Origin of the sequence: Actinomadura rudentiformis (assembly GCF_008923185.1) — a bacterium.
Classification (GTDB): Bacteria; Actinomycetota; Actinomycetes; order Streptosporangiales; family Streptosporangiaceae; genus Spirillospora; species Spirillospora rudentiformis.
This window is the reverse complement of sequence record NZ_WBMT01000037.1, coordinates 1-26,823: the sequence shown is the minus strand read 5'-3', so window position 1 is coordinate 26,823 and position 26,823 is coordinate 1. Positions and strand designations below refer to the sequence as shown.

Below are 26,823 nucleotides of genomic sequence, written 5' to 3'. Positions count from 1 at the left end.
TGATGTGGAAACGGTTATCCCGCCGGCATCATCGGTGTGTCACCTGCCCGCAGGCCGCCACCAACGCTGGGAACGTGGCTCGACGTCAACCATCGCTGAGAACCCACACCTGTCCGCTCGCGCCGCGCCCCAGCTGTGGCGTTCTTCCTTCTTGTTATCCACGACGGTCTCGATGGGCAGTTCTTAGTGTCCTGCATGGAACGAAATTCACTCTGCCAAGCCTGAAGAGGTCTATGGCGGTGATTGCTCCGGTACGTCGCGATCGTTGTCTGGAAAAGGGGTCGCCGTGTCCAGCAAGCTAACCATCGGATCGTCCGGTTCTTCTTCCAGCGCGGCGAGGTTGGCCTCCGCGTAGGTGTGGATCAAGGCCACCGTGGACGGCAACATACCGTGCTTGAGCAGGGCTTCTTCGTAGGCGGCTCTGGCCACCTCCATGGCTGCCAGCAGCATGGCCCGCTGTGACTCCCGTCCAACGTCATCGGCCGTCACGGTTGATCCGGCTGAACCGGCAGCGACGCTTGCTCGATCTCGGACATCTGCCGCTCCAACTCCGCCTCGGTCCTTGCCCGGAGCATATGACCGCCGCCTATCCACACTGGATAAGCGATGAAGCGCGTCTCATACACCGACCAGAGGACCATCCACCGGCCACGGTGCTTCTGTCGTAGGGCTTCTGCCCGCTCTTGCGGAGTTTGAAGAGAATTGCCGCTGTTGTGTCGCATGTCGCGCCTCATTCCGCCCACCCACCGCCCATCTACTGCGACTTCTTGACATCTCCTGACGGGCATCCGCTTTCCGGAGACACTTGTCGCGTCTCCGCTAGACATAGCGGCCTCCACATCGTCGGCCCTGCCAGCCGTAAGGAGCGCCCCCGCATAGTCGGGGGTCTGGAGGAGCCCAGGCACGACGAGGGCCTCCGCGCAAGTACGGGAAAAGGTACGACCGCATCGGGGCGCTGGCCGAGCCCGTCGCCTCCTCGCAGCGCATCATCGCTAGCAAGTTGGAGATCTACGAATGACGAAGTGGCGCAAATCCAGCCACAGCGGCACAACCCAGGGCACAGACTGTGTCGAGTTGGCCCGTCTTGCCTCAGCCGTTGTAGTGCGGGACAGCAAGGCTCCTGAGGCAGGACACCTCAGCCTCCCCGCTGACACCTTCGCTGATCTCATCGCCCGCGTGAAGCGGGGCGAACTGAGCGTCTGATCTAAGTAGCAAAGTTCGTGGAGCCTTGGCCGTGTGCTGGGGCTCTGCTGCGTTTCGGGTCTCCGTGCTGTCCACGAAGTTGTACGAGCCTCGCTGGCCTTGCGGACTGGCCTTGCGGAGGGGTTGGGCCACTGAAGGGGTGGGGGTCTGGGGACTTGCCCCCAGCTCGGGGCTCGGGGCGGGAGGCCCGATAAGGCTGTTCGAGCGGAGCGAGGGCCATGCTCTTGGGGCCTGGGGCGGTGGAGTGGGCCTCGCGGAGCGAGGGCCGTGCCCTTGGGGTCGCTCTTGAGGGGTGCTCTCTGGCTTGGTTGGCTTTGTGGCTTGGGGATCCGGTATTCTTGGGCTTCGGCGCGTGTGAGCGCGCCGTTTGACTTGCCACCGAGGCCCCGGCGGGCATGACTCGGTGAGCATCTCCCGCTGTGGCGGGATCAAAGCAGAGAGCGCCGGAGGAGCCTCCTTTGGCGTGCCGCTCTTGGCGCCGGCCGGGGGTAGGCCCTCATCCGGGGGCTGGAAGACCACGCGCGGGACCGGGTCAGACCGGAAGCGCGCGCAGACGAAGGGTTTCGCGGTGTACGCGATTGTCCGCGCAGGCGGCAGGCAGGAAAAGGTGGCCGTCGACGACGTGCTCACCGTCGACAAGCTGGCCGGTGAGGTCGGCTCCACGGTCGTTTTCCCGGCCGTGCTGTTCGTCGACGGCGACAAGGTCGTGAGCTCTCCCGGCGACCTGGCCAAGGTCGAGGTGACCGCCGAGATCCTCGGCGCGGTCAAGGGCCCGAAGATCAACATCATGCACTACCGGAACAAGACCGGGTACAAGCGGCGGATGGGTCACCGTCAGCCGTACACCGAGGTCAAGATCACCGGTATCAAGGCTGCGAAGTAAAGGAGGCGTAGGAGATGGCACACAAGAAGGGTGCATCGTCCAGCCGTAACGGTCGCGACTCCAATGCCAAGCGCCTTGGTGTCAAGCGGTTCGGCGGCCAGGCCGTCAACGCCGGCGAGATCATCGTTCGCCAGCGGGGCACGCACTTCCACCCCGGCCTCAACGTGGGCCGCGGTGGCGACGACACGCTGTTCGCGCTGGTCGCGGGCAAGGTCGAGTTCGGCCGTTACCGTGGCCGTAACGCGGTGAGCATCGTCCCGCCGGCGGAGTAGTCCGCCGTTCAGAGACGTTGACAAAGGGGCGGACCGGATGGGTCCGCCCCTTTTGTTTTGGTTGAGGCCCCGGAACGGGGCGTTTGGGAGGAAACCGTGGCAGCAGGAGCACAGGGTGCCCAGTTCGTGGACCGGGTGGTGCTGCATGTCGCCGCGGGCAACGGAGGCAATGGCTGCGCCTCGATCCACCGGGAGAAGTTCAAGCCGCTGGGCGGGCCCGACGGGGCCAACGGGGGCCGCGGGGGCGACGTGACGCTGGTCGTGGACTCCAACGCGGCGAGCCTGCTGGAGTATCACCGGCGGCCCCATCGGAAGGCGGGCAACGGCAAACCTGGGCAGGGCAGCCATCGCACGGGAGCCAACGGCGACGATGTCGTTCTGCCGGTGCCTGACGGGACCGTGGTGAAAGCGCCGGACGGCGAGATCCTCGCCGACCTGGTGGGCGAGGGCACCCGGTTCGTGATCGCCAAGGGCGGCGCGGGTGGCCTGGGGAACGCGGCGCTCGCCTCGGCCAAGCGCAAGGCGCCCGGTTTCGCGTTGCTGGGCGAGCCCGGTGACGAGGCCGACGTCGTGCTGGAGCTCAAGAGCGTCGCGGACGTGGCGCTGGTCGGTTTTCCGAGTGCGGGCAAGTCGTCGCTGATCGCGGCGTTGTCGGCGGCCAAGCCCAAGATCGCCGACTATCCGTTCACGACCTTGATCCCTAATCTGGGCGTCGTCAGCGCGGGCGACACCACGTTCACGGTCGCGGACGTGCCGGGGCTGATCGAGGGCGCCAGCGAGGGCAAGGGCCTGGGGCTGGAGTTCCTGCGGCACATCGAACGCTCGTCCACGCTCGCCCACGTCCTCGACTGCGCGACGCTGGAGCCGGGCCGTGACCCGATCAGCGACTTCGAGGTCATCGAACAGGAGCTGCAGGCGTACGACCGGGTGCTGGGCGACCGGCCCCTGTCGGACCGGCCGCGCATCGTGGTGCTCAACAAGATCGACGTGCCGGACGCGCGGGAGCTCGCCGAGATGGTGCGGCCCGAGTTCGAGAAGCGCGGCCTGCGGGTCTTCGAGGTCTCGGCCGCCGCCCACGAGGGCCTGCGCGAGCTGTCGTTCGCCATGGCCGAGATGGTCGCGGACTATCGGGCCTCGCTGCCCGCGCCCGAGCCCACACGCCTGGTCATCCGGCCCAAGGAGATCGGCGGCGTGGACTTCGAGATCAAGAGCGTGGGCGACAACACGTACCTGATCACCGGTGCCAAGCCGGTCCGCTGGCTGCGGCAGACCGACTTCAACAACGAGGAGGCCGTGGGCTACCTCGCCGACCGGCTGGCCAGGCTCGGTGTCGAGGAGGCGCTGGCGAACGCGGGCGCGGAGCCCGGCGCCACCGTTCTCATCGGCACCAACGACGAGTCGATCGTCTTCGACTGGGAGCCGGAGATCGTCGCGGGCGAGACCGCGCCCGGCCCGCGCGGCACCGACCGCCGTCTGGACGGGTTCCGATAGGCAGATGGGCCGACCGGCGGGCACCCGGCTTCCCGCGCCGGGCCAACGGCCGACCGGCTGACCGGCGGGCACCGGGATTCCGGTGCCTCCGCACCCCGAGGGAGAGCATGAACGCGCGAAAGTCGATCGCCACCGCCCGGCGCATCGTGGTGAAGGCGGGCTCCTCGTCGCTCACCACCCCGCAGGGCAGGATCGACGCCGACCGCATCGACGCGCTGGTGGACGTGCTGGCCGCGCGGCGCGCCACCGGCACCGAGATCATCTTCGTGTCGTCCGGCGCGATCGCCGCCGGGCTCGGGCCGCTCGGGCTGACCCGGCGGCCACCGGACCTGGCGACCCAGCAGGCTGCGGCGAGCGTGGGCCAGGGCCTGCTGGTGGCGCGCTACACCTCGTCGTTCGCGCGGTACGGGGTGGGCGTCGCGCAGGTACTGCTCACCGCCGACGACATGATCCGCCGCGTTCACCACCGCAACGCGCAGCGCTGCATGGCGCAGCTGCTCAACCTCGGTGTCCTGCCGATCGTGAACGAGAACGACGCGGTCGCGACCGACGAGATCCGGTTCGGCGACAACGACCGGCTCGCAGCTCTCGTCGCGCACCTCACCCGGGCCGACGCCCTGATCCTTCTCTCGGACGTGGACGCGCTCTACACCGGCGACCCGCGCCAGCCCGGTGCGCGCCGCATCGACGAGGTCCGCACATCCGCTGACCTGGGCGGCATCCAGCTGGGCGGCTCCGGCCGGGTCGGCACCGGCGGCATGGTCACCAAGGTCGAGGCGGCTCGCATCGCGGGCATCCCGGTCGTCCTGACGAACGCCGCGTCCGCTGCCGCCGCGATCGCCGGCGAGCCCGTGGGCACGTACTTCCACCCGGACACGCGGCACCGGTCGACCCGGCACCTGTGGCTGGCCCACGCCACCACCGGCCAGGGGCGTATCGTGCTGGACCCGGGCGCGGTGGAGGCCATCGTGCAGCGCCGCAAGTCTCTCCTTCCCGCCGGGGTCACCGGTGTGGAGGGCGACTTCGCCGCCGGCGACCCCGTGGACCTCTGCGGAACGGACGGCCGCGTGGTCGCCCGCGGCCTGGTGAACTATGACGCGGGGGAGATCCCGGACCTGATGGGCCGCTCCACCCGCTGGCTGGCCCGCGAACTGGGCCCCGAATACGAACGCGAGATCATCCACCGTGATGACCTCGTCGTCCTGACAACCGACGAAGAGGCACGGGCCTGACGGCCTGGATGGGAGCCGGTGATGAGTGAGTCGAACGCTCAGGCGGAGTCGACCCCTCGGACTGAGCCGAACGCTCAGGCTGAGGAGGAGCGCGCCGCCTTCCTGCGCGTGGCCAACAGGGCCAAGGAGGCCGCCGCCGTGCTGGCGCCGCTGCCGCGCGCCACCAAGGACGCGGCCCTGCACACGATCGCCGACGCGCTCGTCGCCCGCGCCGACGAGATCGTCAAGGCGAACGAGGGCGACGTGGCGCGGGCACGCGAGGCCGGCACGTCCGAGTACATGATCGACCGGCTGAGCCTGTCGGTCGCGCGCATCGAGTCGATCGCCGCCGCCGTGCGACAGGTGGCGGCCCTGCCCGACCCGGTGGGGGAGACCGTACGGGGGAACGTCCTGCCCAACGGTCTGGAGCTCCGCCAGATCCGGGTGCCCCTCGGCGTCGTCGGCATCATCTACGAAGGCCGTCCCAACGTGACGGTCGACGCCGCCGCCCTCTGCCTCAAGAGCGGGAACGTGGCGATGCTCCGCGGTTCGTCCTCCGCGTTCGACTCCAACACCGCCCTCGTCGGCATCATGCAGGACGCGCTCCGTTCATCCCACCCCGCCGAACCCCAACAGCGCTCAACGGACGTCCCGCCCGACGCGATCCAGCTCGTGCCGGGCACCAGCCGGGAGTCGGTCAAGCACCTCATGCGCGCCCGCGGCCTGGTGGACGTGCTCATCCCGCGCGGCGGCGCCTCGCTGATCAACTCGGTGGTCGAGGAGTCGACCGTGCCGGTGATCGAGACCGGGGTCGGCAACTGCGCGGTGTACGTGGACGCCGACGCCGATGTGGACCTCGCCGTCGACATCCTCGTCAACTCCAAGACGCAGCGGCCCTCGGTCTGCAACGCCGCCGAGACGTTCCTCGTGCACACCGACATCGCGGACGTCTTCGTCCCGCGTGCGCTGGAGGCCCTCCGCGCCAAGGGCGTCACCGTCCACGGCGACGACCGTGTCCGCTCGTACGGCGACGACGTCGTCACCGCCACCGAGGACGACTGGTACGCCGAATACCTCTCGCTCGACATCGCCGCCCGCGTGGTCGACACCCTCGAAGACGCCGTGGCCCACATCCGCACGTACGGCTCCGGGCACACCGAGGCCATCGTCACCACGTCCCAGCCCGCCGCCAAGCGCTTCGTCGCGCTGGTCGACTCGGCCGCGGTCATGGTGAACGCCTCGACGCGCTTCACCGACGGCGAGGAGTTCGGCTTCGGCGCGGAGATCGGCATCTCCACCCAGAAGCTGCACGCCCGCGGTCCGATGGGCCTTCCGGAACTGACCTCCACCAAGTACGTGGTCGTCGGGGAGGGCCACCTCAAGGGAGTCTGAACCACCCGGAGCGCCTCGACCGGCGGGAGCGCCGATACCGGCCATGGCGGCGGCGACCTGGCGATACTCATCGTGTGACAAATTGGCTATTGATGTCACGTCGACCGGTGTGGTCTGATCTCGGCTGTGACAGCTGAGATCAGCCGCCGCCGCGTTCTGAAGAACGCCGCCCTCGGCGCGGGGATCGCGTCCGCAGGCTTGACCGCCTTCCCAGCCCGTCCCGCCGCCGCGACCGCCGCCCCCCGGCTGCGCGGTCCGGTCGCGGGCACCACGCTCGAACGCACGCTGCTCCTCGGCCGTCCCGGCGCCGGCGGTTACCGCAAGATCGTCGCCGGACCGGGCGAGCCGCACCTGCTCCGCCGCGATCTGGGCGGAACGGCGGCTCCCACGCGCGCGGCCCGCCGCCGCGGCCTTCTCGCGTTCGGGCATCTGACCGACGTTCACATCATCGACGCGCAGTCTCCGGCGCGCGTCGAGTTCCTCGACCGCTTCAAGGACGCGCTGAGCGTGCTCCCGGTCGAGGGCGCCTGGCGGCCGCAGGAGATCCTCACGACCCAGGTCGCCGAGGCGATGGTCCGCGCGATCAACCGCGTCGGGCGGGGCCCGGCGACCGGCCTCGGCCTCGCGTTCACCATCAACACCGGCGACGCCGCCGACAACGTGCAGTACAACGAGCTCCGCTGGATCATCGACCTGCTCGACGGCGGGCGGATCCACCCCGACTCCGGTGACCTCCGGCGCTTCGAAGGTGTGCAGGACTGGGCCGCGTACGACACCCGCTACTGGCACCCGGACGGCCCACCGCCCGGCGCCAAGCCCGACGTCGCCCTGGCCCAGTACGGCTTCCCGCGTGTAAGGGGCCTGCTGGACGCGGCGCGCCGCCCGTTCCAGGCGACCGGGCTCAACTCGCCGTGGCTCGCGGTGTTCGGCAACCACGACGGGCTCATGCAGGGCAACCTGCCGCCCAACCCGCTCCTGTCCGGGCTCGCCACCGGCGGCATCAAGATCGGCGCCCCGGCGAGCGACGCCCAGGCCGAGCAGCTCGCGCGGATGCTCCGTACCGCCGACGGCCGCGAGCTCGTCCGGCTCAGCACGCAGCGCGGCAGCGGCGGCACCGGGTTGTTCCGCCAGGTCACCCCCGACCGTAAACGGCGCATGTTGTCGCGTGCCGAGGTCGTACGGGAGCACTTCACGACGAGCACGTCACTGCGAGGCCACGGCTTCACCCAGGCCAACCTGCGTGATGGAACGGCGTACTACGCGTTCGACAAGGGCTTGGTGCGCGGCCTGGTGCTCGACACGGTCAACCCGAACGGCTATGCGGAAGGCTCGCTCGACCGGAACCAGTTCGCCTGGCTGGAGGCGCAGCTCCAGGCGGGCAGCAGCCGTTACTTCGACGCCAAGGGCAACGTCGTACGGCGCCCGGTCGTCAAGGACCGTCTGTTCGTGCTCTTCAGCCACCACACGATCGACTCGATGGCCAACCCGCTCGGCGGCGGCCGGGTGCTCGGTGACGAGGTGAAGGCCCTGCTCCTGCGCTATCCGAACGTGGTGCTGTGGGTGAACGGGCACACGCACGTCAACGAGGTCATCCCGCACGCCCGGACCTCCGGAAGCGGCGGTTTCTGGGAGGTCAACACGGCGGCGCACGTCGACTTCCCTCAGCAGAGCCGCATCGTGGAGCTGGCCGACAACGGCGACGGCACCCTGTCGATCTTCGCGACGGTGCTCGACTCCGCGGGCCCCGAGTCGTTCGGCGGAAAGATCGGCGACCCGGTCCGCCTGGCCTCCCTGTCGCGCGAGCTCGCGGGGAACGATTGGCAGGACCGCGAGGAGGACCGCCGCGGCGAACGCAAGGACCGCAACGTCGAACTCCTTCTCCCCGCCCCGTTCTAACCCGCGACGCACCCTGCGCGGCCGCTGGCCCAGGTGGAACAACAAAGGGATCAAGCGCGGGGCTGCGCGCTTGATCCCTCAGACTTGCCGACCGCCGAGTTCGCCGACCGCTCAGCTTGCCGACGGCTCAGCTTGCCGGCAGCTCAGCTTGCTGGCAGCTTGGCCTGCCGACGGGCTCAGCTTGCCGGTGGCCAGTTGGCCGACCACTCGGTTTGCCGGCCGCCCAGCTCGCTAGCGGCTCAGCTTGTCGGCCGTCCGGCTTGCCGGCGGCTCGGCTTGCTGGCCGTCCGGCTTGCCGGCGGCTCTAGTTGGAGCTGTTCGTGGGGCCGTTGTCCCGGCGGTTGCCGAAGCGGTCGAAGAGCCCGCCGGCGGCCGAGGCGGCGGCGTCGGCGACGTCGCGGACCTTGCCGATGAACGGGTCGGCCGTCTGCTCCCACGACTCCCGGTAGGACTTGGCCGCGTTCCGGATCTCGTCGGTGACCGAGGCGCTGCCGTCGTCATCACGGCGCGGGTAGTCGCCCGCCAGGATGCGCTCGTACTCGCCGCCGTGCGCCCACTTGTCGATCTCGGCGAAGCGCATCACCGCGTACGGGTGCGTCTGCGGCAGCAGGTTGAGGAACTTCAGCAGCCCGTCGCGCACGTCGCCCGCCGCGTCGTACTCGCGCGCCTGCTCAAGGAACGCCTCGCTGCTCATCTCCTGCAGCCGCGTGCCGCCGGCCAGCTTCATCATCGTGCGCTTGGCGGCGTCCAGGTCCTGCCCGGCCAGCAGCCCGGCCCGGTCGGAGGACAGCTCGGCCTTCCGGAACCACTCCTTCAGCCCGATGATGATCGCCGCGATGCCGAGATTGCCGAGTGGCAGCCAGGCCAGCCGGCTCCCGAGCGAGAGCAGGATCTGCATCATCGTCTGGTAGACCGCGTGGCCCGACAGGATGTGCCCCACCTCGTGCGCGATGACGAACCTCAGTTCCTCGTCGTCGAGCAGGTCGATCAGCCCCGTGTTGATGACGATGAACGGGCGGTCGGAGCCGAGGGCCATCGCGTTCGGCTCCGGGCTCTGCCGTACGTACACCTCGGGGACCTCAGGCAGGTCGAGGATGTAGCAGGCGTCCCGGACCATGTCGTGCAGATTGTGGAACTGGTTCTCGCCGACCCGCACGGTGCCGCCCAGGAACATCAGACGGAACGCCCGCTCATTGAAGAGGCCGGACATCTTGCGGAGGACTGTGTCGAACCCCGTCAGGGACCGGAGCGCCACCAGCGCCGAGCGGTCCGCCGGGTGTTCGTAGGCCCGGGAGCTGATGCCCGGGAAGCGCGTTCGTGCTCGATCCGGTGTGTTCGTCGTCATGTCCGGCATGGTAAGTCCGACGAACCACCTACCCCCAGGGTTCCCGCCATGGGCGCGCCGACCAGGAACGGCCTGCATTGGTCCCCGAAGGGCTTGCGCCCGGAGCGTTACACACGCTCTACTTCCGGCAACCACGGGCGACAGCCTGGCCGACGCCGGCCGTCAGCAGTGGCTGACGCTGTGGCCGTCAGCCGGGACCGTCACTGGCCGTCGGTCGGTGCTGACGTTGGCCGTCAGCCCGGGGCTGACGCTGACCGTCAGTGGGGGCTGACGGTGGCTGGGGTGGGGCGCAATGGGGCGCGAGGAGGGGCGATGTTCGATCCGAAGGCCGAGGCGATGTCGCTGGACGAGCGGGCGGCGCTGCAGCGCCACCGGCTCTGGGGCCTGGTCGACAGGCTGATCGCGGCGGGCGGGGTGCAGGGCGACCGCCTCAAGGACGCGGGTGTCACCGGTGGCGCGGACATCCATCTCGCGGATCTGCACCGGCTGCCGTTCACGGTCAAGCAAGACCTGTGGGACAACTACCCGTTCGGCATGCTCGCCGTTCCTCAGGAACAGGTCGTCGCGGTGCACGGGTCCAGCGGTACGAGAGGAAGGCCCACGCTCGTCGCGTACACCCGCGCGGATCTCGACCTCTGGGCGGCGATGTGCGCGCGATCGCTCTCGTGCGCGGGCGCGACCGCCGACAGCATCGTGCACAACGCCTACGGGTACGGGCTGTTCACGGGCGGGATCGGCATCCACCAGGGCGCGGTCGCCCTCGGTGCGACCGTGGTGCCCATGTCGGGCGGGATGACCGAACGGCAGGTGCGGATGCTCGCCGACCTGCGGCCCGACATCCTGACCTGCACGCCCGCGTACGCCCTCCGGCTCGGCGAGGCCGCAGCCGAAGCCGGGGTGGACATCACGTCCCTCCGGGCCGGGGTCTTCGGCGCCGAGCCGTGGTCGGAGGAGTTGCGGGCCGCGATCGAGAAGGTGCTCCCGATCAAGGCGATCGACATCTACGGCCTCTCCGAGATCATCGGGCCGGGTGTGGCGACCGAGTGCCTTGAGCAGAACGGGCTGCACGTCAACGAGGACCACTTCATCGTCGAGACGATCGACCCCGAGACCGGTGCACCCGCAGACGAAGGGATGCCCGGCGAGCTGGTCTTCACGACCCCGACCAAGCAGGCCCTGCCGCTCCTGCGCTACCGGACCGGTGACATCGCCTCCCTCACGCGCGGCGAGTGCCCGTGCGGCCGGACCCTCGTCCGGATGAGCAAGATCCGCGGCCGTGCCGACGACATGCTCGTGATCAGGGGCGTCAACGTCTATCCCAGCGAGGTCGAGCGCGTCCTGCTGGGCTCCGGCCTCGTCGCACCCCACTACCAGCTGGTCGTGGACCGGCGCCAGGAGGCGGCGGTGCGGCTGATCGTGGCCTGCGAGGCCCTCGGTCCCGGCGACCCCCAAGCCCGGCTGGTCGCCGACCTGCGCGCTGACCTGGGGCTGCACGCGGACGTGAGGGTCCTGCCCGCAGGCACGATCCCGAGGGTGGAGATCGGCAAGGCCGTACGGGTCGTGACATGGGAACGAGGAGAACCCCCGCTGCCCGGCCTGGCCTGACGTCCCCGCTCGGCCTGGCCTGAGGTCCCCTTCCGGTGTACCGGGCCTGACTCGACGAAGCCGGTGGCCCCGGTGACCTCGGACACAACGGGCGGGGCACGGCGTAGCGGATCACGGGCCGCTGGCTATTCTCGTCGGCATGACGCAAAAGCGGCGGTTGGGGATCATGGGCGGCACGTTCGACCCGATCCACCACGGCCACCTCGTGGCCGCCAGCGAGGTCGCCCACTTCTTCTCGCTGGACGAGGTCGTCTTCGTCCCCACCGGGATCTCCTCCCACAAGCCCGACCAGAAGATCGCGCCGGCCGAGGACCGCTATCTGATGGCCGTGATCGCCACCGCGTCCAACCCCACGTTCTCCGTCAGCCGCATCGACATCGACCGGCCCGGCCGCACGTACACCGTGGACACCCTGCGGGACATGCGGGCCCTGCACGGGCCGGACGCCGACCTGTTCTTCATCACGGGCGCCGACGCGCTCGCGAAGATGCTGACCTGGCACGACACCGACGAGCTCTTCGAGCTCTCGCAGTTCATCGGGGTCACCCGGCCCGGCCACCAGCTGGCCGACCCGGGCCTGCCGAACGGCCGGGTCAGCCTCATGGAGGTGCCCGCGCTGTCGATCTCCTCCACCGAGTGCCGCGACCGGGTACGGGCCGGCGAGCCCATCTGGTACCTGGTCCCCGACGGGATCGTTCAGTACATCAACAAACGCGGCCTCTACCGCGATCCCGCAGCCTGAACAGGGCGCATATTGATTACCGGCCTTTACCTTCCGCCCATACCCTGGATGGTGAACACGTTGTGGCCGAATCCGGATCGCAACGTTCAAGTGCCGACAAAACGGGGCCGTGTCCGGGAGCCGTGAGAGGGTAGAACCGGGACCGTCCCCGACAGGGAGGATCGCGAACACATCGTGACCGCATCCGACAGGGCCGCACAGCTGGTCCGGATCGCCGCCGAGGCGGCGGGCGACAAGCTGGCCGACGACATTCTTGCCTACGACGTGAGCGAGCAGCTCGTCATCACCGACGCGTTCGTGCTCTGCTCGGCGTCCAACGACCGCCAGGTCCGCGCGATCGTCGACGAGATCGAAAGGCGTCTCCGCGAGGAGGCCGGCGCCAAACCCATCCGCCGTGAGGGCGAGCGGGAAGGACGCTGGGTGCTCCTGGACTACGCCGACGTCATCGTGCACGTCCAGCACGAGGAGGACCGTCTCTTCTACGCCCTCGAGCGGCTGTGGAAGGACTGCCCCGTCCTGGAGCTTCCGGAGAGCGTCAACGCCCACTCCGCACAGCGCGGCCGAAGGGTCGGGAGCGCGAGTGAGTGACGCCCCCCGGCGCGAGCCCGGCAAGCGCCGCCTGGTCCTCTGGCGGCACGGCCAGACCGCCTGGAACGTCGAACGCCGCTTCCAGGGCAAGACCGACATCCCGCTGGACGAGACCGGCGTCGAGCAGGCCCACCGCGCGGCCCGCCTCCTCGCCGCCCTCCGCCCCACCGCGATCCTGGCCTCGCCCTTGCAGCGCGCCGCCGACACCGCACAGGCCCTCGCCGACGTCACCGGGCTGCCGGTCGCGCACGACAAGGACCTGATCGAACGCGACGGCGGCCAGTGGGAGGGCCTCACCGCCCGCGAGATCCGTGAGCGCTTCCCCGCCGAGCACGCCCGCTGGCAACCGCCCGGCGGCGAGACCAGCGCCCAGGTCGCCAAGCGCGTCGGCACCGCACTGGAACGCGCCCTCGACGAGCTGCCGCCCACCGGACTCCTCGTCGTGGCTTCCCACGGCGCCGCGCTGCGCCTCGGCATGTCCAACCTTCTCGGCTTCCCCGAGGAGATCTGGGAACGCCTCGGCGGCCTCTCCAACTGCTGCTGGTCCGTCCTCGCCGAAATGCGCGACGGCGGCTGGCGTCTCGTCGAGCACAACGCCGGCACCCTGCCCGAGCCCGTCCTCTCCGACGACCGCACCGACAACGGCGCCTAGAGCCCCCCGCAATCAATTCGAGTACGACCCCCGCCTTCCTATACACTGGCGAGGCGCTGCGGGATGCACGTCCACGCAGCTGCGGGGCTATGGCGCAGTTGGTAGCGCGCCTCCATGGCATGGAGGAGGTCTGGGGTTCGAATCCCCATAGCTCCACTTCGGAGTTTGGGAGTGGTGTGGTCGCAGGCCCTTTGGGCTGGCTTCCCCGCCACTCCTTCGTCATGTTTACCTGGGGGGCGACCCCCAGATCCCCGCTGCAGGGGCTCCGCCCCCCGCACCCCCAGAGGGCTCCGCCCTCACCCCTCGCTCCGCTCGGGTGGGGCTGCGCCCCGTTGGGGCTCCGCCCCTTGCCCCCTTTGGGGGCTTCACCCCGCTCCGCTGGGTGGGGCTTCGCCCCTCGCCTAGGCAGGGGCATCGCCCTCGCTCCGCTCGGACAGTGCTTATTGGGCTCCGCCCCAAACCCCGATGCGGGGGCTCCGCCCCCACCCCTTCCGGAATTCTCTTTATCGAAGCAAGATCAAACTGGCTGGTCAGGGGAGGGTGAATGGTTTTATTGCGTTATGGGCAGACATCGCAGGGGTGCGCGCAGGGAGGTCACAGTGGCGGACCTCATCGATGAGCTGAGCCGGTTCGATCCCAATCTGGAAGTTCGGCTGGCTGTCCAGCCTCGGTTGCCGCAGGAACACCTGGTCGGAGCAGTCGCGGAGGCCGATGGGATGGTGTGGATCGGCGAGGGCGGGCAGCAGGGGTACGCGCCGGACGAGGTGGGCGAGCAGCTTGGCTGGCGATAGCGCGTACCGAGCAGGGGTCGGCGTGCACTAAGCTTTTCCTGGTCGGCCGGAAGGTCGCGCGGGGCTATGGCGCAGTTGGTAGCGCGCCTCCATGGCATGGAGGAGGTCTGGGGTTCGAATCCCCATAGCTCCACCGAAGAAGGCCTACTAGAACAACGGCTGAATCAAGGCCGCCTGGCAGGGCTTTCACGGTATCCGTCCAAGCAGGGCCTCTCCCCTCCCGGGGAGGGGTCCTGCTTGCGTTCGGGCACCTTATGGCGTGTGCCCTCGCGGCCGCCTGCGAAGCAGACCCTCAGGCAGGGATGTCAGTCAGACGGCGCAGGGTGAACGGCTCGGCAAGGATCTCCTCCAGGACCTGGGCGATGTGCGTGAAGTGCGGCAGCGAGAAGTGGAAGTCGAGCGCGGCGCTGTCGACCCACTCCTCAACAATGATCATGCGGTCGGGGCGGGCCGGGTCAGCATAGGGCTGGTAGCCCAGGCAGCCCTCCTCGGCCAGGGACGGAGCGATCATCGCCTCCAGTTCGTCCCGCAGGCGCTGCTCCTGACCGGGCTTGGCGGTGAAACCGGCAACAATGGTGAGGGTGTTCGACACGGCAGTAACTCCTGATCTTCCACGGTTGATCTTGGGTGGTGGTGTGTTCGCTGGCGAACGATGTCCATCCTGCGGTCCCGGCCACCGGCCACCCAGAGCTCCGCTCAACCGGGGTCGTCCCTGCCTGGGCCTGCCAGGACCAGGCAGAACAGGCTGAACGTCACCGATACTGGGATCATGGATCGTGCACAGCAGCTCAGCGAGTTCCTCAAAACCCGACGCGCACGCCTGAGCCCCGACCAGACCGGTGCGCCCAACTTCGGCGGCCAGCGGCGCGTGCCGGGCCTGCGCCGGGAGGAACTGGCGCTGCTGGCCGGAGTGAGCGTCGACTACTACACCCGCCTGGAACAGGGCCGCGCCCGCAACGTCTCCGCCGACGTCCTGGACGCCGTCGCCCGCGCACTCGGCCTCGACGCCGACGAACGCGCCTACCTGCACAACCTGGCCAAACCCAGCACCGCCCGCAAACGCCCCAGCCGCCCCCAACAGGTCCGGCCCGAGATGCGCCAAGCCCTGGACGCCCTGTCCGCCGTCCCCGCCTACATCATCGGACGCCGCCTGGACGTCCTGGCCTGGAACCAACTGGCCCGGCTCCTGATCGCCGACTTCCCCGCCCTACCCACCGCCGAACGGAACATGGCCCGGCTGGTCTTCCTCGACGAAACGGCCCACGATCTCTACCCCGACTGGGAAACCAAGGCCCGCGACACCGTCGCCAACCTCCGCTTCGACGCCGGACGCCACCCCGACGACCCCCAACTAGCCACCCTGATCGGCGAACTTTCCCTGCATAGCGCCGACTTCCGCCGCCTGTGGGCCGACCACAACGTCCGCGGCAAGACCCGCGGCCGCAAACGCTTCGCCCACCCCCAACTCGGTGAACTCGCCCTCGACTACGTCGCCATGCGCGCCCCCGACGACCCTGACATGACCATGATGATCTACAGCGCCCCCGGCGGTTCCGACGCCGCGGCCTCTCTCCACCTCTTGGCAAGCCTTACGACCCCGTCCACGGCCACAACCGACCTCCAGGAGCAACACAGCCTCTGATCCCAAGGTGGCACACACCCCAAGACCAGCAAGGAGCAAGCGCACGCTATCGGCATCACTCCGGCACAGCCGTCCGCGCGAATTTGTGCTCCTCGCGCTCGTGAGCTTGGGGTAGGCCCACACGCTAGTAGCGGCTCTTGTGGTTTTAGGCGTACGGAGAGGTGATGGCCTCCAGGTTGTGGCCGTTGGGGCTGTCAAAGTAGACGCCGCGGCCGCCGTAGTGGTGGTTGATCTCGCCGGGCTTCCGGTGGGCGGGGTCGGCCCAGTACGTGATGCCGGCCTCCTTGATGCGCGCGAAGATCTGGTCGAACTCCTCGTCGGTGACCAGGAAGGCGTAGTGCTGGCCCTGGACCTCGGTCGAGTCCATGAAGTCGAACGTGACGCCGTTGTCGGCTTCGACCGGGACGAACGGGCCCCATGGGGCGCCGACTTTCAAGCCCAGGATGTGCCCGAAGAACTCGGCTTCGGCCTGCTTGTCGCGGGCGTGGACGATCGTGTGGTTGAGGTCGATGGACATGGCTGCCTCCTCAATGACCAGTCCACTACGGCAGCGGCGGCGACGCCAGGGGCCGCATCCATGTCCGGCAGCGCGTCTTCGAGCTGCCCGGGCGTTCCCGGGCAGCTCGAACTGCTAGTGGCGGGTGGCGGAGTCCGTGTAGCGGAGGATGGCTCCGATCTTGGACTGGTGGAGGAAGGCGAGGTTCCCGTCCGTGGCGGCGACGGCCCTGATGAGGGCGGCGTCGGCGCGCTCTTCGACCGGGTCGGTGACGCCCGCGCGGTGTAGCTCGCCCAGGTCGACGCTGATGTCGGTGGGATTCGGGCCCACCCAGACGCGAGCGGGCGGGTCGTCGGGCAGGAGCAGGGTCTCGATCTGCCCGCGCTTCGCGGCGCCCACGGTCGCGCTCAAGCCCTTGACGGCGCGCTGGCCGTGGGCGAGCTCCCGTTCGTAGCGTTCGGCGATGGCAGTGAGCCGTTCCGTCTGCTTCAGCTCCAGAAGCTCTTCGACGTCCTTGGCCTCGACCGTGTGCTCCAGGAGCGGCTCGGGGATCTCCTCCATCAGTGCGCTTCTGGCCTGCGGGTCACCGGAGACCAGGAGGAGTTCGGCGCCGCACTGCTTGGCGGTCTGGCCCACCTCCCGGCCGACCTTCTTGGCGTTCGCCTTCCAGACGTTCTCGGCGGCTCGCTGGAAGCGGGACTGGTTCCAGTCCCCGGCCTTGACCTTGCGGATCGGGTATTCCTCGTCGCCTTCCACATGGGTCGTGGTGCGGGTTCCATCGGGTGCGACGCAGCAGATCTCGCCGCCCCGGCGGTCCACGGTGACCAGGAGGTAGGAGAATCGTTCGCCGCGTTCGGCAAGGAGCGGGAGCACGTGCGGGAGAGGCGAGACGCGGGCCAGCTCGTTGGCGGGCGGGCCGGGCAGGCGGGTGAGGTGCGCGACCTCGCCGGCGGCCGCGAAGACCACCAGCCCTTCGGAGCGCTTTTCGGCGAGCTCCTCCTGAACGGTCTGATCGATCGCGCGCAGCGTGTCCTCAGGGGTGCCCTGGGTGTGCAGCGTCTCGCGCAGCGCCCGCCACCGGAGCTCGGGTGCCTTCGGCGCCTCCTCGGTCGTCCTGGTGAGATCGGCGTACACGGACGCGTACGGTCCCGGTCGGTCGTAGAGCGATTTGAGGAAGGACAAATCCATAAATCTGGCCCTACCCGTCTCGCCTGTGTCAAACCGCCTGTTGCAGCCGCGCGTAGGCGAGCTGGAGCCAGTCCGAGCCCGCCACCGCCGTCATGGTCGTTCCCACCAGGCGGGTGGCGTCGGGCGCGAACACCATTCCGGCCGTGTACGCGGTGGCGACCCACTGCGACAGGCAGAACGGGCAGGTCACCAGCTCGCCAACGGCGTGCCGCGCGCCGTGGCCGCGTACCTCCTCGTGCAGCTCGGCGGGTCCGGATGTGCCCTCGTACTGGGTGAACGGAGCGCGCAGCGGGCTCGTCACCGGGTCCTTGGCGATCAGCCGCGAGAGCTTGTGCGTCGTGATCGTCATCAGGACCAGATCGCTGAGAGTGATGCGCGGGGTCCGGCCGCGTGCGAGGAACGCCAGCCCCGCCGCGCTCAGACCGTAGACGGCCAGCGTGCCCAGGTACGAGCCGAGAGGGCGGTCCGCGCCTCGCGCGTATGCGTTCTTGTGCTTGCGTGCCGTGTTGACGACAGACGTCATGAATTTCCCGGGTTGACGATCAGACAGAATTCGTTGCCCTCCGGATCCGCCATCACCGTGGTGGGCCAGCCCTCGTCGACGAACGGACCGCGGACGATCCGGGCGCCGAGCGCGGTCACCCGTTCGATCTCCGCGTCCATGTCGTCGACGCGCAGGTCGACGTGCATGCGGTTCTTGGTGACCTTTGGTTCCGGGACCTGCTGTAGCAGGATCTCGGGACGCTCCGCTTGCGGATCCACCAGATGGGCGTAGGGCGGATGGAACGGGCCGCGCCGGTACCCCAGGGCCCCGGCCCAGAAATCGGCCAGGCCCTCGGGATCGGCGCAGTCCAGGACGAAGACCAGCTTCATCGGCTCAGTGGTCGCGCAGGGCCTTGACCAGCTGGGACTTGTTCATCGACGAACGTCCCTCGATGCCGATCTCACGGGCCCGCTTGAGCAGGTCCTCCTTGGTCCAGTCGTCGTACGACGGGCTCTTGCCGCCCTTCCGTCCGACCTTGCTGCTGCCCTGCCCGGCCTGGGCGTTGGCGATCCGGGCGGCCTTCTCCTTGCTCTCGCCCTTGTCGCGGAGTTTCTGGTACTTCTTCTCGTCCTTGATCTGTGCTCTTGGCATGGTCGGCCACCTCCTTCCCAACCTCACCTACCCCCTCTCGCGAACTCACACATTGAAGGGGGAGGGGAGATGCGGGGTGGCCAGCGTGCCGCCGCGTTCGCGGACCCTCGCCAGCAGAGCGGTACGGGTGGCGCGTGCGGTCTCGGAGTCCTCGTCGTAGAGGTAGATGATCGAGGGATCGGCGAGCTGGACCGGGTGATGCAGGATGTCCCCGGTGACCAGCATCTCGTCGTCACCGACCAGGATCGACTGATGGCCCGGTGTGTGGCCGGGGGTGCGGATGAGCTGAACGTCCGGGGCCAGCCGGAGATCGCCGCTGATCGTGTCGACCAGGCCCGCCTCGCGGAGGGGTTCGAGGATCACGGCGAGGATGGGCTCGCGCGTGCGTTCCAGCCAGGCGAGCTCATCGTTCTGCAAGATGTGGCGCGCGTTGGGGAAGACGGGCTTGCCGTCGGTCACGGCGCCGCTCGCGTGGTCACTGTGCAGATGGGTGATCACGACGGTGTCGATCTCGCCGGGGGCGACACCGGCCCGGGTGAGGGCGCCGACGAGGTCACCGGGAACGGGAGCCCACGTCGCTGCGGGGGAGTCCAGCGGACCGAGGCCGGTGTCCACCAGGATGTTCGGACCGCCTGGAACGCGCAGCAAGTAGCAGTAGAAGTGCAGGACCCACTCGCCATCGGGACCGAAGGCCTTCGGTTCGTCGGCCGTGACCCGCTCCCACAGCTCGGGGGAGCCGCCCGGGAACAGTTCCCCGGGCGGGCGGCGGAGGGCTCCGCCCATGGGCCCGACCGCGTCGAGGAGCGGGACGATCTCAATGCCGGCGGCGATGCGCGGTATCAGGTTCATGGCCTAACGATCTCAGGTGGTGTCCCGGTCGGGGAGAATGACCGGGTGCGCATCGGCATCCTGGGCCCGCTGGAGGTACGGGACGAGGCCGGCCGGGCCGTCGAGGTCAGCGGCCGCCGGTTGCGTGCGCTGCTGATCCGGCTGGCGATCGAGGCGGGCCGTGCGGTGTCCGCCGAACGGCTGCTGGACGATCTCTGGGAGGGCGCGCCGCCCGCCGGAGGCACGGGTGCGCTGCAGGCACTGGTCTCGCGGTTGCGCGGTGCGGCGGGCCGGGATCTGGTCGGGCACGGCCCCGCCGGCTACCGGCTCGCGGTCGAGCCCGCGGAGATCGACGCCTTCGCGTTCGAACGGGCGGTCCTGGCGGCCCGACGGGAGCATGAGCCCGAGTCGCGTGCGGAGAGGCTGCGTGACGCGCTCGACCTGTGGCGAGGTCCCGCGCTCTCCGACGTCGCGGACGCGGCGTTCGCGGTGGCGGAGGTGAGCCGCCTCGGCGAGCTGCGGCTGTCGGCGATCGAGGACCGGGCCGACGCGGAGCTGGCGCTCGGTCGCCCGGCGGCACCGCTGGTCCCCGAGCTCGAGGCGCTGGCCGAGGCGAATCCGCTCCGCGAACGGCTCCGCGCCCTGCTCATGCGCGCTCTGTACGCGGCGGGCCGGCAGGCCGACGCGCTGCAGCTGTACGAGGACGGTCGGCGGCAGCTCGCCGACCGTCTCGGCGTGGACCCCTCACCCGAACTGGCCGCCGCGCACCTCGCCATCCTGAGGGGCCAGGTCACGCCCCGAGCATCCGTGTCCGCCACGGCGGACGTCCGCACAACGTCTCGCACGAGCCATACGACTTCTCGCATGAGCCATACGACGTCTCGCACGAGCCATAGGACGCGTCGCACGACCAACCTGCCCTCTCAGTTGACCAGCTTCGTCGGGCGGGAGGAGGAGTCCGAACGCGTTGGCAAGCTGCTGCGGGACGGCCGGCTGGTCACCCTGACCGGGCCGGGCGGCGCGGGCAAGACCCGGCTGGCGAGCGAGGCGGCGGCTCCGTTCGTCGCCGAGTTGCCGGACGGGGTGTGGTTCGTTCCGCTGGCCTCGGTGAGCGACGCGGGCGAGGTCACCCAGGCGGTGCTGGCCGCGCTCGGCGTGGTCGACGTGGTCCGGTCGGCCGAGAGCCGTTCGACGGTGCGGCCCGCCGACCGGCTGGCGGACTTCCTCGCGGGCAAGCAGATGATTTTGGTCCTGGACAACTGCGAGCACCTGATCGATGCCGTCGCCGCGCTGGTGGACCGCACGCTCGGCGACGCTCCCGGTGTACGGGTGCTGGCGACGAGCCGCGAGCCCCTCGGCATCACGGGAGAGGCGTTGTGCCCCGTTCCGTCGCTTCCGTTGCCACCGGCCGGTTCTGACGCGGGCGAAGCGATGCGGTACGCGTCGGTGCGGCTCTTCGCCGACCGTGCCGCCGCGGCCCGCCCCGGCTTCGCGGTGGACGACGCGTCGGCGCCGCAGGTGGTGGCGATCTGCCGCGAGCTTGACGGCATTCCGCTCGCCATCGAGCTGGCGGCGGCCAGGCTGCGGTCGCTCACCCCGACGCAGATCGCGGGCCGTCTCGGCGACCGCTTCCGGCTGCTCACCGGCGGCAGCCGTACGGCACTGCCGCGGCACCGGACCCTCCGCGCCGTCGTCGACTGGAGCTGGGACCTGCTCGACGACGCCGAACGTACCGTGCTGCGGCGGCTTTCGGTGTTCGCCGGGGGAGCGACGCCGGACGGCGTCGCACGGGTGTGCGCGCCCGGGCGGCTCACCGACGACGTCATCGACGTGGTCGCCGCGCTGATCGACAAGTCGCTCGTCATCGCGGACGGGCACGCCGAGGTGCGGTACCGGCTGCTGGAGACCGTGCGCGTGTACGCGGCGGAGCGGCTGGAGGAGGCAGGGGAAGGCGACCGTATCCGGTCCGCGCACGCCGCGTACTTCCTCGAACTCGCCGAACGCGCCGATCCGGAGCTGCGCCGCGCCGACCAGCTCCTCTGGATGAACCGGCTGACCGCCGAACGCGACAACTGCAGCGCCGCGTTCCGCCACATCATCGAAACCCGCGACGTGACCACGGGGCTGCGGCTGGTCGCCGCGCTGGTGTGGTTCTGGGTCATGCGGGACCTGGAGATGGAGGCGGGCACCTGGGCGGTCGCGGTCATGGACATCGCCGATGACACCGCGCCGCCCGGCCTGGAAGAGCAGTACGCCATGGCGAAGTGCGCGGCATCGCTCATCACCGAGATGTCATGCGACCCTGCGACTCTGGAGAACTTGCAGGCGGCCCTGGAAGTCATCATGGCCACGGTGCCCGAGGAGCCGCAGCACCCCGCGCTGATCCTGGCGCGCGGAGTGGGAGCGTTCCTCACGGGTGACCTCGCGGCAGCGGAGCGCGGGATGCGCAACGCCTACGACCACCCTGATCCGTGGATCCGCGCGATCGCCCGTGTGGGGCTCGGCGTCATGGCGGCGAACGGCGGCGATGTCGAACGGGCGGGCGCCGAACTCGGCGCGGGCCTCGCCGGCTTCCGCGCGATCGGCGAGCGCTGGGGGATGATCACCGCGCTGAGCGGTGCGATGCAGGTGGCGCTCGCGCGCGGCGATGCCGAGGAGGCGGTACGACTCGGCGAGGAAGCGTACGGCTACGCCGCCGAAGGGGTCAGTCCCGAGCAGGGCGGCACCGTGCTCCTCAGCCTGGCGCGAGCCCGCGCGGAAACCGGCGACCTTGTGCGCGCCCGTGCCGAAACCGAACGCGCTGTCGCCGACATGGAGCGGTTCGGCGAATACGCCGACGCCGCCAACGGCTACCTCAACCTGAGCGAGCTGGCCCGCCGTGAGGGCGACCTGGCCACCACCCGCATCCTGCTCGAACGGGCACGTGAACTGGTGGAACCGCGTGCCTACCGAGCCGACGTCCGCTCGGTGTGCGCCCGTACGTTCAGCCATCTGGGCCGCCTGGCCGAACAGCAAGGCGACCTCGAATCGGCGGAACGGTTCCACGCCCGCGCCCTCAGTGACATCGCCGAAAGCGTCCTCATCGGCAACCCCACGCTCGCCGAGATCATCGAAGGCGTGGCGGCGCTGGACACCGCGCGCGGCGACCACGAACGCGCCGCCGAACTGCTGGGCGCCGCCCATTCCCTGCGCGGCTACAGGGACCGCTGGAGCATCGACGCCAAGCGCGTCACGTCCGCAGCCATCGGCGCCCTCGGTGAAAAGGCCTTCGCGGAGGCGTACGACCGAGGCCGGGCCATGCCCCGCGAAGGCGTCCTCGCCTTGGTGCCCTAGGCACGGCGCGCCGTGATCCCTAGGTGCGGCGCGCGTACAAACGCAGAGCCAGCGGAAACGTCACCAGAACGATCCCGGCCGCCCAAGCGAGGGTGTACCAGACGTGGTTGCCCATGGGCCCGCCGATCATCAACGCACGCAGCGACTCGGCCAGATGCGTGACCGGATTGACCTTGACCCAGGCCTGAAGCCAGCCCGGCATTGTGCCGATGTTCGGCATGAGGACGCTGCTGCCGAACGTCAGCGGCATCACAAAGATGAACCCGATGCCCTGCACGCTGTCCGGCGATGGCGCGAGCATCCCGACCAGCACGAAGATCCAGCAGACGGCCAGATAGAACACGTACGCCAGCGCCAGCGCCGCCACGATCGACAACGGGTCGCTGTCGAACCGGAACCCCAGGATCATGCCGAAGCCGACCAGCATCGTCATCATCACGCAGAACTTGACCGTCTCGCCCAGCACCGAGCCGATCAACGGTGCCGAACGCGCGATCGGCAGGCTCCGGAAACGGTCGAAGACGCCCTTGTGAATGTCCTCGTTCAGGGCTATCCCCAGGCCCATCGTGCCGATGAACGTCATCTGGGCGACCAGTCCCGGCAGCAGCTTCTGCAGGTACGAATGCGTATCGCCTGCTAGAGCGCCGCCGAAGACGTACAGGAACAGCAACAGGAAAACCAGCGGCGTCAAAGTGGTGTCCAGCAGCTTCTCCGGTGAGTGCTTCAACTGGGCGACCTTGCGCCAGGCCAGCGTCAGCCCATGCCGCAGCGTCCGTCGCGGACTGATCCGCCGAGGCGGGATGGCGAGAGTCGTCATGCCGGGGTCCTTTCCAGCTCCTTGGCCGTTGTGGTCGTGGATTGGCCGGTCAGGGTGAGGAAGACCTCGTCGAGGCTCGGCATGCGCAGCGCGAGCTCGGCGGCCACGATCTGCGCCTCGTCCAACCGCCGCACCAGAGCCGGCAGAACGGCCGGGTCGTACGCGGGCGCCGTCACCAGACCGGTCCCCTCATGCACGTCCGGCCGTTCACCCGTGAGCTCCGCGATGATCGCGGCGAGCTGGGCGGTCCGGTGGAGTTCCGCCGTCCGTACCGCCAGCGTCTGCAGGCCGATCCGCGACTTGAGTTCGGACGGCGTGCCCTCCGCCACGACCCGGCCGTGGTCGAACACCGCGATCCGGTCGGCGAGCGCGTCCGCCTCCTCCAGGTACTGCGTGGTCAGGAGCACCGTGGCGCCGTCCGCGACCAGATCCCGGACCGTCTCCCACACCTCGTTGCGGGCGCGCGGGTCCAGCCCGGTCGTCGGCTCGTCGAGGTAGATGACCGCCGGCCGGTTGACGAGGCTCGCCGCCAGGTCGAGCCGGCGCCGCATACCGCCGGAGTACGTCTTGACCGCGCGCCCGCCTGCGTCCGTGAGCCGGAACCTGTCCAGCAGCTCAGCCGCCCGGCCCCGCGCCGCGCTCCGGCTCAGATCCAGAAGCCGTCCGATCATGACGAGGTTCTCGGTCCCGGTCAGCTCCTCGTCCAGCGACGCGTACTGCCCGGTCAGCCCGATCATCGCGCGAACCCGCGCGGGATCGTTCAGCACGTCGTACCCGCACACCTCGGCCCGCCCGGCATCGGGCTTGAGCAGGGTGGCCAGCACCCGGACGGCGGTGGTCTTGCCCGCGCCGTTCGGCCCCAGAACGCCCAGGACCGTGCCTTGGCGTACGGCGAGGTCGACTCCGTCAAGCGCTTGGGTGGCCCCGAACGCCTTCCGCAGCCCCTCGGCCCGGATCACATGGTCCATATCCCGTCCTCAGTCGCTCTTCCGATTCGACGAGCTCCACGTTCGGCGACCTCACTGACGCGACACCGATGCGGCGCTTACACGCGCTGACATCACCCCGAAGGCCTTCGCTCGATTCGGTTGAGTGGTCCCACCCCAGGAGGCCAAGTCCTCGACCGCCGTGATGAGCGACGGATCGCCGACCTGATCAGCCGGAAGGCCGCGCCCTGGGCGGCGTAACGGCGACCGATGCTCTCTGGTGTCATCGTGGCGAAAGCCGCCTGTCGGCTGGATCAGCGGAAAGGTCGAGCCCTTGGTGTGAAACGCGGCACCTGACTTCGCCGTGGTGGTCGCCGCAGACGAGCGGTGGCGTCATCAACGCACACGTCGAACCTGACGGCTACGACCAGGCGGAACGCTGCCACGACGCAGCGGTCAGATCTCACTCAATGTGGAACACCAGGCTGAGCCCATCCAAGGGACGCGCCCCCATGTCGTCGCGCTCCGGCTCCACGGTGAAGCCACGAAACACGAGGCCGTGGAACGCGCCGCCACCCGTAGGCCCAAGGACCAGAGCGCGTCTCAAAGTCAGCTCCCCTCCTGTACGACGCCCAGGCACACACCCGCGGGGTCACCACCCCACCAAAAAGCGTTCCGCAGGGCTCCGCGTTTCGCGGCCCTCCACGTTCCGCGGGGTCCGTGTTCCGCGGGGTCCACTTTCAGCGGCGCTCCGTGTTCGGCGGCGCGCCGCGTTCGGCAGGGCTCCGCGTTTCGCGGCGCTCCACGTTCCGCGGGGTCCGTGTTCCTCAGGGTCCACTTTCTGCGGCGCTCCGCGTTCCAGAGAGTCTGTGTCCCGCGGCGTTCCGATTCCCGCAACGCTCCGCTTTCGCAGAGCCCGCGTCCGCAGGGCTCCGCGTTCGGTGGGGTCCGTATTCCGCAGCACTGCGCGTTCCGCGGGATCCGTGTTCCGCGGGATCCGCTTTGCGCAGCGCTTTGCGTCCCGCAGGGTCCGTGTCCCACAGCCCTGCGCGTTCGGCAGCTTTCCGCGGCGCTCCGCGTTCCTCAGAGCCTGTGTCCCGCGGTGTTCTGTGTCTTGCGGCGCTTCGCGTTCCGCAGGGCACCGCGTTCGGCAGGGTCCGTGTTTCGCGGCGCTCCATGTTCCGCGGGGTCCGGCTTCCGCGGGGTCCACTTTCTGCGGCGCTCCGTGTTCCGCAGCCCTCCGCGTTCCGCAGCCCTCCGCGTTCCGCAGCCCTCCGCGTTCCGCAGGGTCTACTTCCGCGGCGCTCCGTGTCCTGCGGCGCTCCGCGTTCCGCAGCGTCCGCGTCCGCAGACCTCCGCGTTCCGCAGACCTCCGCGTTCCGCAGACCTCCGCGTTCCGCAGACCTCCGCGTTCCGCAGACCTCCGCGTTCCGCAGGGTCCGCGCCCCGAGGTGTTCCGCTTCCGCAGAGCTACGCGTTCGGCGGGGGCCCGGGCGAGCGGTCGACGACCAAACGCGACCCGACCCCCTCCTCCGGTCCCACGATGCACGCACGAGGTGGGGTTCGGGCGACACAATGCACAGGCCGCTCGCCACGGACGCCGACTTTGAGACGCGCCCTGGTCGCGTTCACTGACGGACAACACCAGGCGTTGATACCGGCCGGTGCAGTGCGCGGCCAGCTCCGACAGCCCGCCGAATCGTCGGCCACTCTGAGCGCTCGCCCAACCGATCGCTCAGTGCCACGGTTGGGACGTGTTCTGAGTCATACACCTGATGCGTTCGACCAGAAGCATGACGGCGTGCCGGGGCTGGAATACGTGACGGAGGAGGTGGGTTGAAGAGACACCAGCGCGGAGCAGTGCAGGACGCCACGGCGGACGGCGCGACGCGCGAACCGCATGGCCGGGTCGTTGACCAGCAGGTTTGCTGGTCGGCGGTGCGGGGTAGGTCTTTCGATTTGACGGGTGACTCGTGAGTACCTAGTGTCTCCAATGCCCCGAGGGGATGCAGGACGCCGAGAGGCGGTCGGCCCCGGCGGGGAAGCCACTCAGATAAACGGTTCGAAGCTTGCTTCGAGTCGATGTACTCTGGAGTGGTCAGCCCAGACGGGATGCAGGACGCCGCAAGGTGGCCGGCCCGAGGGACTCCTCCGAAGATCGATTACGGACGGTTCTTGTCGTCCGTGACGATGCACGGCGGGTGGGCTGCGTTCCGACAAGATCGATTCAGCTGGATCGGTTGACAGGAGCGAAGATTCCGGTAAGTTAGAAGGGTTGCCCCGGAACCGGGCGCTGCGGGAGCGGTGGTCTGGTGCGGTGGGTGTCCGTTTCTTGAGAACTCAACAGCGTGTTAAAAGCCAGTGCCTTTATAGGCCAGGCACTTTGT

At 69.3% G+C, this 26,823-nt stretch carries 25 protein-coding genes, 2 tRNA genes and 1 pseudogene; 16 read left to right on the top strand and 12 right to left on the bottom strand.

Features of this window, described 5'->3' with window-relative positions:
• Positions 1-231: 231 nt before the first annotated feature.
• Both F8566_RS48680 and F8566_RS53220 read right to left on the bottom strand, forming a co-directional pair.
• Positions 232-450: a hypothetical protein gene (locus F8566_RS48680; RefSeq protein WP_151571165.1), complete on the bottom strand. Its 219-nt coding sequence runs from the start codon at positions 448-450 to the stop codon at positions 232-234.
• A gap of 35 nt (positions 451-485) precedes the next feature.
• Positions 486-911 (bottom strand): annotated as a pseudogene (locus F8566_RS53220) (hypothetical protein); the annotation flags it as partial.
• 103 nt (positions 912-1,014) lie between these two features.
• On the opposite strand from F8566_RS53220, the gene F8566_RS48675 reads away from it, so the two are divergent.
• The 7 genes from F8566_RS48675 to F8566_RS48645 all read left to right on the top strand — a co-directional run bounded on the left by F8566_RS48675 (position 1,015) and on the right by F8566_RS48645 (position 8,348).
• The gene (locus tag F8566_RS48675; protein WP_151571163.1) at positions 1,015-1,203 is read left to right on the top strand and encodes a DUF397 domain-containing protein; all 189 of its coding nucleotides are present in this window, start codon (positions 1,015-1,017) and stop codon (positions 1,201-1,203) included.
• Between the two features lie 568 nt (positions 1,204-1,771).
• Entirely contained in the window at positions 1,772-2,086 is a 315-nt protein-coding gene (gene rplU / locus F8566_RS48670; protein ID WP_151571161.1) for a 50S ribosomal protein L21, read from the top strand.
• Between the two features lie 14 nt (positions 2,087-2,100).
• A complete protein-coding gene (gene rpmA, locus F8566_RS48665) occupies positions 2,101-2,358 on the top strand; it encodes a 50S ribosomal protein L27 (RefSeq protein ID WP_151571159.1) in 258 nt (85 codons plus the stop codon).
• 96 nt (positions 2,359-2,454) lie between these two features.
• On the top strand, positions 2,455-3,849 hold the full coding sequence (obgE, locus tag F8566_RS48660) for a GTPase ObgE (RefSeq protein WP_151571157.1): 1,395 nt from the start codon (positions 2,455-2,457) through the stop codon (positions 3,847-3,849).
• Positions 3,850-3,956: 107 nt separating this feature from the next.
• Positions 3,957-5,081, top strand: coding sequence for a glutamate 5-kinase (gene proB / locus F8566_RS48655; protein ID WP_151571155.1), 1,125 nt, complete (start codon positions 3,957-3,959; stop codon positions 5,079-5,081).
• Between the two features lie 21 nt (positions 5,082-5,102).
• Positions 5,103-6,452 carry a glutamate-5-semialdehyde dehydrogenase gene (locus F8566_RS48650; protein WP_151571153.1) on the top strand — a complete coding sequence of 450 codons (1,350 nt, stop codon included), beginning with the start codon at positions 5,103-5,105 and terminating at the stop codon, positions 6,450-6,452.
• A gap of 126 nt (positions 6,453-6,578) precedes the next feature.
• Positions 6,579-8,348 carry a TIGR03767 family metallophosphoesterase gene (locus F8566_RS48645; protein ID WP_151571151.1) on the top strand — a complete coding sequence of 590 codons (1,770 nt, stop codon included), beginning with the start codon at positions 6,579-6,581 and terminating at the stop codon, positions 8,346-8,348.
• 304 nt (positions 8,349-8,652) lie between these two features.
• Here F8566_RS48645 and F8566_RS48640 read toward each other — a convergent pair whose 3' ends face one another.
• Complete coding sequence (locus F8566_RS48640) at positions 8,653-9,693, bottom strand: M48 family metallopeptidase (RefSeq protein ID WP_151571149.1); 1,041 nt, start codon at positions 9,691-9,693, stop codon at positions 8,653-8,655.
• A 312-nt stretch (positions 9,694-10,005) separates the two neighbouring features.
• Between F8566_RS48640 and F8566_RS48635 the strand changes: the two genes are divergently transcribed.
• The 7 genes from F8566_RS48635 to F8566_RS48605 all read left to right on the top strand — a co-directional run bounded on the left by F8566_RS48635 (position 10,006) and on the right by F8566_RS48605 (position 14,204).
• Positions 10,006-11,298, top strand: coding sequence for a phenylacetate--CoA ligase family protein (locus F8566_RS48635; protein ID WP_225994219.1), 1,293 nt, complete (start codon positions 10,006-10,008; stop codon positions 11,296-11,298).
• 139 nt (positions 11,299-11,437) lie between these two features.
• Positions 11,438-12,040 (top strand): nicotinate-nucleotide adenylyltransferase, encoded by a 603-nt coding sequence (gene nadD, locus F8566_RS48630; RefSeq protein WP_151571147.1) that lies wholly within the window; start codon positions 11,438-11,440, stop codon positions 12,038-12,040.
• A gap of 174 nt (positions 12,041-12,214) precedes the next feature.
• Positions 12,215-12,628: a ribosome silencing factor gene (gene rsfS, locus F8566_RS48625; RefSeq protein WP_151571145.1), complete on the top strand. Its 414-nt coding sequence runs from the start codon at positions 12,215-12,217 to the stop codon at positions 12,626-12,628.
• Entirely contained in the window at positions 12,621-13,280 is a 660-nt protein-coding gene (locus F8566_RS48620) for a histidine phosphatase family protein (RefSeq protein ID WP_151571143.1), read from the top strand. The genes rsfS and F8566_RS48620 overlap by 8 nt, the downstream gene beginning before the upstream one ends.
• Positions 13,281-13,363: 83 nt before the next feature.
• Positions 13,364-13,436, top strand: a tRNA-Ala gene (locus F8566_RS48615).
• A 443-nt stretch (positions 13,437-13,879) separates the two neighbouring features.
• A complete protein-coding gene (locus tag F8566_RS48610; protein WP_225994218.1) occupies positions 13,880-14,071 on the top strand; it encodes a hypothetical protein in 192 nt (63 codons plus the stop codon).
• Between the two features lie 60 nt (positions 14,072-14,131).
• Positions 14,132-14,204 (top strand) — tRNA-Ala (locus F8566_RS48605).
• Positions 14,205-14,363: 159 nt separating this feature from the next.
• Here F8566_RS48605 and F8566_RS48600 read toward each other — a convergent pair.
• Complete coding sequence (locus F8566_RS48600; RefSeq protein ID WP_151571139.1) at positions 14,364-14,663, bottom strand: putative quinol monooxygenase; 300 nt, start codon at positions 14,661-14,663, stop codon at positions 14,364-14,366.
• Between the two features lie 177 nt (positions 14,664-14,840).
• Between F8566_RS48600 and F8566_RS48595 the strand changes: the two genes are divergently transcribed.
• Positions 14,841-15,713: a helix-turn-helix domain-containing protein gene (locus F8566_RS48595; protein ID WP_151571137.1), complete on the top strand. Its 873-nt coding sequence runs from the start codon at positions 14,841-14,843 to the stop codon at positions 15,711-15,713.
• Positions 15,714-15,858: 145 nt separating this feature from the next.
• Here F8566_RS48595 and F8566_RS48590 read toward each other — a convergent pair whose 3' ends face one another.
• The 6 genes from F8566_RS48590 to F8566_RS48565 all read right to left on the bottom strand — a co-directional run bounded on the left by F8566_RS48590 (position 15,859) and on the right by F8566_RS48565 (position 19,381).
• Positions 15,859-16,230, bottom strand: a complete 372-nt coding sequence (locus F8566_RS48590; RefSeq protein WP_151571135.1) for a VOC family protein — start codon at positions 16,228-16,230, stop codon at positions 15,859-15,861.
• Between the two features lie 114 nt (positions 16,231-16,344).
• Positions 16,345-17,397, bottom strand: a complete 1,053-nt coding sequence (locus tag F8566_RS48585) for a baeRF2 domain-containing protein (protein ID WP_151571133.1) — start codon at positions 17,395-17,397, stop codon at positions 16,345-16,347.
• Positions 17,398-17,425: 28 nt separating this feature from the next.
• On the bottom strand, positions 17,426-17,920 hold the full coding sequence (locus F8566_RS48580) for a DUF1360 domain-containing protein (RefSeq protein ID WP_151571131.1): 495 nt from the start codon (positions 17,918-17,920) through the stop codon (positions 17,426-17,428).
• Positions 17,917-18,270, bottom strand: coding sequence for a VOC family protein (locus F8566_RS48575; protein WP_151571129.1), 354 nt, complete (start codon positions 18,268-18,270; stop codon positions 17,917-17,919). The genes F8566_RS48580 and F8566_RS48575 overlap by 4 nt, the downstream gene beginning before the upstream one ends.
• Before the next feature lie 4 nt (positions 18,271-18,274).
• Entirely contained in the window at positions 18,275-18,532 is a 258-nt protein-coding gene (locus F8566_RS48570; protein ID WP_151571127.1) for a DUF7218 family protein, read from the bottom strand.
• A 45-nt stretch (positions 18,533-18,577) separates the two neighbouring features.
• Positions 18,578-19,381: an MBL fold metallo-hydrolase gene (locus tag F8566_RS48565; protein ID WP_151571124.1), complete on the bottom strand. Its 804-nt coding sequence runs from the start codon at positions 19,379-19,381 to the stop codon at positions 18,578-18,580.
• Positions 19,382-19,426: 45 nt separating this feature from the next.
• Here F8566_RS48565 and F8566_RS48560 point away from each other — a divergent pair, with 45 nt between their 5' ends.
• Positions 19,427-22,693 (top strand): AfsR/SARP family transcriptional regulator, encoded by a 3,267-nt coding sequence (locus tag F8566_RS48560; protein ID WP_151571120.1) that lies wholly within the window; start codon positions 19,427-19,429, stop codon positions 22,691-22,693.
• A 19-nt stretch (positions 22,694-22,712) separates the two neighbouring features.
• Here the strand turns inward: F8566_RS48560 and F8566_RS48555 are convergent, their stop codons facing one another.
• Both F8566_RS48555 and F8566_RS48550 read right to left on the bottom strand, forming a co-directional pair.
• Entirely contained in the window at positions 22,713-23,510 is a 798-nt protein-coding gene (locus F8566_RS48555) for an ABC transporter permease (protein ID WP_151571118.1), read from the bottom strand.
• Positions 23,507-24,478 (bottom strand): ATP-binding cassette domain-containing protein, encoded by a 972-nt coding sequence (locus F8566_RS48550; protein ID WP_151571116.1) that lies wholly within the window; start codon positions 24,476-24,478, stop codon positions 23,507-23,509. The genes F8566_RS48555 and F8566_RS48550 overlap by 4 nt, the downstream gene beginning before the upstream one ends.
• Between the last annotated feature and the right edge of the window lie 2,345 nt (positions 24,479-26,823).